The sequence below is a fragment of the Mesorhizobium sp. P3_A9 genome (assembly GCF_056402975.1).
In genome coordinates this window covers 1-4,919 of record NZ_JBFUGJ010000405.1, presented here as the reverse complement: position 1 = coordinate 4,919, position 4,919 = coordinate 1, and the positions used below count along the sequence as shown (strand labels likewise).

6 protein-coding genes are annotated in these 4,919 nt (G+C 60.9%); 1 reads left to right on the top strand and 5 read right to left on the bottom strand.

Going from position 1 to position 4,919, the window contains the following annotated elements; translation table 11 throughout:
• From AC1DX0_RS31130 to AC1DX0_RS31110, 5 genes are all read right to left on the bottom strand, one after another.
• Nucleotides 1-1,547 (bottom strand): ABC-F family ATP-binding cassette domain-containing protein (locus AC1DX0_RS31130; RefSeq protein WP_477358277.1); only part of this gene is annotated, 1,547 nt, incomplete at its 3' end.
• A 137-nt stretch (nucleotides 1,548-1,684) separates the two neighbouring features.
• On the bottom strand, nucleotides 1,685-2,131 hold the full coding sequence (locus AC1DX0_RS31125; protein WP_477219334.1) for a Ros/MucR family transcriptional regulator: 447 nt from the start codon (nucleotides 2,129-2,131) through the stop codon (nucleotides 1,685-1,687).
• A 161-nt stretch (nucleotides 2,132-2,292) separates the two neighbouring features.
• Complete coding sequence (locus AC1DX0_RS31120) at nucleotides 2,293-2,496, bottom strand: hypothetical protein (protein WP_477219335.1); 204 nt, start codon at nucleotides 2,494-2,496, stop codon at nucleotides 2,293-2,295.
• Nucleotides 2,489-3,367 (bottom strand): DMT family transporter, encoded by an 879-nt coding sequence (locus AC1DX0_RS31115; protein WP_477219336.1) that lies wholly within the window; start codon nucleotides 3,365-3,367, stop codon nucleotides 2,489-2,491. The genes AC1DX0_RS31120 and AC1DX0_RS31115 overlap by 8 nt, the downstream gene beginning before the upstream one ends.
• Nucleotides 3,361-4,194 (bottom strand): hypothetical protein, encoded by an 834-nt coding sequence (locus tag AC1DX0_RS31110; RefSeq protein ID WP_477219337.1) that lies wholly within the window; start codon nucleotides 4,192-4,194, stop codon nucleotides 3,361-3,363. The genes AC1DX0_RS31115 and AC1DX0_RS31110 overlap by 7 nt, the downstream gene beginning before the upstream one ends.
• 112 nt (nucleotides 4,195-4,306) lie before the next feature.
• On the opposite strand from AC1DX0_RS31110, the gene AC1DX0_RS31105 reads away from it, so the two are divergent.
• On the top strand, nucleotides 4,307-4,919 hold a 613-nt coding region (locus AC1DX0_RS31105), incomplete at its 3' end, for a LysR family transcriptional regulator (RefSeq protein ID WP_477358275.1).

Sequence of the window (4,919 nt, the reverse complement as noted above, 5' to 3'; positions counted from 1 at the left end):
GTCTTGTAGTCCTCAAGGTCGCCATCATACGGGTTGACCGCGCCATCCTTGACCAGCCACAGCCGATCGGCCGTCGCCTCCAGGAGATGGCGGTCGTGCGAGATCAGGATGACGGCGCCGGGAAACTCGTTCAGCGCATGGATCAGCGATTCGCGGCTGTCGATGTCGAGATGGTTGGTCGGTTCGTCGAGGATGAACAGGTTCGGCCCCTCGAAGGCCGACAGGCCCATCAACAGGCGCGCCTTCTCGCCGCCGGACAGGTCCTTGGCGGGCGTATTCATTTTCTCGGTCGTCAGACCAAATTGGGCGACCCGGCCGCGCACCTTGGATTCCGGTGCCTCCGGCATCAGCCGGCGGACATGCTCGTAGGCGTTTTCCTCCGGCCGCAGATCGTCGAGCTGGTGCTGGGCGAAGATCGCCACCTTCAGCCCGGGCGCTACTGTCATCGTGCCACTCTCCTGCTTGAGCCGGCCGGACAGCAATTTGGCGAAGGTCGACTTGCCGTTGCCGTTGGCGCCGAGCAGCGCGATGCGGTCGTCGGCGTCGATGCGCAACGTCATCTTCTTCAGGATCGGCTGCCCTTCGGTATAGCCGACATTGACGTTGTTCAGCGCCACGATCGGCGAGGCCACCGTCTTCACCGGTTCGGGGAAAGAGAACGGCCGCACTGAATCGTTGACGATGGCCGCGATCGGCTTCATCTTCTCCAGCGCCTTGATGCGCGACTGCGCCTGCCTGGCCTTCGAGGCCTTGGCACGGAAGCGTTCGACGAAGGATTCCATATGCTTGCGGGCGGCTTCCTGTTTGACGCGGCCCTTTTCCTGCAATTCCTTCTGCTCGCTATACTGGCGCTCGAACTGGTCGTAGCCGCCGCGCCAGAAGGTCAGCTTCTTCTGGTCGAGATGAACGATCGAGTTGACGGCGCGATTGAGCAGGTCGCGATCGTGCGAAATCAGCAACACGGTGTGCGGATACTTCGACACATAGTTTTCCAGCCACAGCGTGCCTTCGAGATCGAGATAGTTGGTCGGCTCGTCGAGCAGCAGAAGGTCAGGCTCTGAAAACAGCACGGCGGCCAGTGCCACGCGCATGCGCCAGCCACCGGAGAAGGACGAGGCGGGACGGCGTTGCGCGACATCGTCGAAACCGAGGCCGGCCAGGATGGTGGCGGCGCGGGATTCGGCGGAATGTGCGTCGATGTCGGCCAGCCGCATGTGAATGTCGGCGATGCGGTGCGGATCGGTGGCCGTCTTTTCCTCTTCGAGCAGCGCCGTGCGCTCGAGGTCTGCCTTCAGCACGATCTCGATCAGCGGCTCCTCGGTTCCCGGCGCTTCCTGCGCCACCTGGCCGATGCGCGTGTTCTTCGGCAGGTTGATCGAGCCGGTCTCGGAGGGAAAATCTCCGGTGATGGCTTTGAACAGCGTCGTCTTGCCGGTGCCGTTGCGACCGACAAGGCCGGCCTTGGTGCCGGCCGGCAAGGTCAGCGAGGCGTGGTCGAGAAGCAGGCGCCCGGCCATGCGGAGCGAAAGGTCGTTGATTACAAGCATGGTGGCGCTTTTGCACTGGACATCAACGCTTCGCAAGACCTTGCGGGCCAGTTGGTCGCACAAGGCCTGAGAACGGCGCGCGCAACCGCGCCGTCAGGGCAGCCGATCAGTGGCTTGCCATACCAGTCAAGCCGCGCTCAGACAGTCGCCTTGCGCTTTGGCTTGGCCACGGCGGCCGGCACTGCTGCCGGCTTGCGGCCGAGCCCTGTCGACTTCGCCAGCGCCGACCGGGTCGCCGAGTAATTCGGAGCGACCATCGGATAGTCCGGCGGCAAACCCCATTTGGCCCGATAGTCGTCCGGGCTCAAACCATAGTCTGTCCTGAGGTGTCGCTTGAGCGACTTGAACTTCTTTCCGTCCTCCAGGCAGACGATGTAGTCGGGAAACACCGACTTTTTCGGATTGACGGCCGGAACAAGGCTCGGACTTTCCACGACGGCTGCACCAGCCAGCTTTCGAACCGCAGTGCTGACACTGGCAATCAGGTCAGGCAGGCCGGAAGCTGGAAGCGGATTGTTGCCTACATAGGCCGAGACAATATCGGCTGTTAGCTCGATAACGGTCTTATCCTCGATATTTGACAATTCTTTCACCCTATTTGCGACAAAGTCGTCCACCCCAGCGAAGACTTTTGTCGATGTATCTCTTTAACCGCGTCCCCCAACGGGTCGCCAAGTGCCAAAACGAATCAAGACTTGGCGTCAACTATTTTTATTGGAAAGTGACGACGTGCAAATTAGAAAATCTAATACTTGGACGCAGCAGACTTGGTTGTCCGKGCGTCGGCCAATATCTCAAGAATACGCCGCCAGCGAGCACACCGCCCGAAATCCTTCTGTTCAATCGCCTTCTCGGCCTTCATCGCCGCGTAAAGCGGTGCCTCGGCGCCAAATTCCTTGATGAGCCAATCTGCTTCCTGCCTGGCGAGACGTTCATTTTCATCAAACATAGTCTTGCGCCTCCGAACGTTCCAGGCCGACCGCGATACAACTGCCGATGACGAGGACAGCGCCGGCAATGGCGGTGGCCGTCAGTCGTTCGCCGGACAAAGTCAGCAGCAACGTCGAAGCAATCGGCGTGAGATAGGCGACGACAGCGACCTTGCCGCTGCCTTCTAGCTTCAAGGCGCGCGACCAGAAGTAATAACCTAGCCCCATCGGGCCGGCGCCGAGATAGAGCCCAAGCGCCAGATCCACGCCGGCCGGCCAGGCGGCGCCTTCGCCAGCGGACCATAAGAGCGTCAAGGCGACGCCGACCAGCGACGACGGCAACAACAAGCGCTCCGGCGACGTGGCGAGCCGTCCCACCATCACCGAATAGAAAGCCATGCACAGCGCAGACCCGAATGCAGCGAAATAGCCGACGAGATCGCCCTGGAACCAGTTGCTCTCACGCCCTCCCGAAATCACCAGCGCGACGCCGACGAAGCCAAGGGCCGCGGCAAGGCCGAGCAGAGCCGGACGCCGCGGATTTTCGAAGACGATCACTGCCGCGGCAACCATCAAGGGCCAAGTATATGCCACGAGATTGGCTTCGATCACCGGCATCGAGGCGAAGGCGATGTATTGCAGCACCATGGTACCGACGAGACCGATGAAACCGACCACGAGCGGCGCCAACGCCGCCCCGGCCATGACCGGCGCGGCCTTTTCCCGGCTCATCAGCCGGATGGCGGCGAAGACCAGTGCAGCGCCTGCAAATTGCAGGAACTGCACCTGCGACACCGGATGGTTCGCCAAGAGGGATTTACCGACCAACGCATTGGTCGACCACAAAGCCACCGCGCCGGTGGCAAAGACCAGCGCGGATCTGACTACCATGTGTCCCTCGCTCCGCCTGCGACCGGTGCTTCAACGGCGGCCGGCGTGGGATGCTCCGCCTCGAACCGGCGATAGGCCGGCAACTGGTTGGTCCAGACGTCTTCGGCCAGCTCGTTGACCCATTCGCGGTCTTGATCATTGTCGGCGGCAAGATAGAACATTCTGTTATCGTCGACATAGGGCTTGGCCACCGAGCGCTGGTTGAGCACCAGGGTGACACGCTCGCCATAGTGGATCGGCGCCGTGCGATGCAGGACGCCAAGGAACTGGCCGAGCGTCGCGTATTTCATCTTGTGATCGATGCGCATGATGCGGTTGCGCGGGATTTCGCGTCCGGATTCGAGAATGGCGCGGCCGGTCTCGGAATCGTCGCAATAAATTTCGAGATGACCGCCGACCAGCGGATCGCTGATCGACAGCGGAATGAGTTCGGTGACCGGAACGCCGTCGCAATGCCATTCGACGGCGCCGTCCCTGGGATTCATGAAGGTGACGGTCGAGCCGACGATCGACAGCGGATACGGCTCCAGCTTCGTGCCCATCATGTCGGACAGCCGCTCCAGGCGCAGCTTGTCGTGTAGCAACTCCTTGATTTCAGGGATGAAACGGTCGGCGCCGGTGATGAAGGTCAGGTCGAGGTGCTTGTGCACGGCATGGCTGGCCTTGAGCTTCAGGGCGGCCTCCTCGATTGCTGCAAGCAGTGCCGGGTCATAGCCATGCAGAAACTGCGCAACGCCGAAACTCGACACTTTCCAGGCGGTTTCGTGTCCGATAATGGCCTCGCGGCTCATCGCATAGCGCAGTTCGGGTATGGTATGTGCGTTCATTGTACTTCTCCAAGTGGGGGGCAAACACTTGGTTAACAGTCAATTAAATTAGCCCCCCCTGTAAAATTAGGAATGCTAGTGCTACCCTAAGCCCAGCTTAAGGTCGAACCCAGTGCGTCTGCTCAGTCAGGTCAACCTCAATTCGCTGAAAATCGTGGAGAGTGCTGCGAGGCACGGCAATTTCACGCGTGCCGGCGAAGAGCAGTTCATCACCGCTTCCGCGGTCAGCCAGCGCGTCAAAAGCCTGGAGGATCAGCTGCGTTTCAAGATCTTCCAGCGCGGCGGCAATGCGGTGTCGCTGACGCCGGAAGGCGAGACTTATGTCTCGCGCGTTCGCGAGGCGCTGGAGCGGATCGTTGCTGCCAGCATGGAAGCGACAGGGCAATCGCAGGAGCATGTGCTGAAGATATCCGTGCTGCCGACCTTTGCCGCGCGCTGGCTGTTTCCGCGCCTGCCGCTGTTCCAGCGGCAACATCCCGATATCGTGATGCGGGTTTCGACCTCCTACGCGACGCATGAGTTCACGACCTCCGATTTCGATCTCGAAATCCGCTATGGCGACGGCCACTTTAACGGGCTGCTATCCGATCTGCTGTTTCGGGAAGACCTGACGCCGGTGTGCAGCCGCAAGCTGTTCCATGAAGTTCTGGGGGACAAGCCGCTGTCAAAGGTGACGCCGGACGACCTCCAGTACTTCACGCTGCTGCATTCCGACACCTGCACTC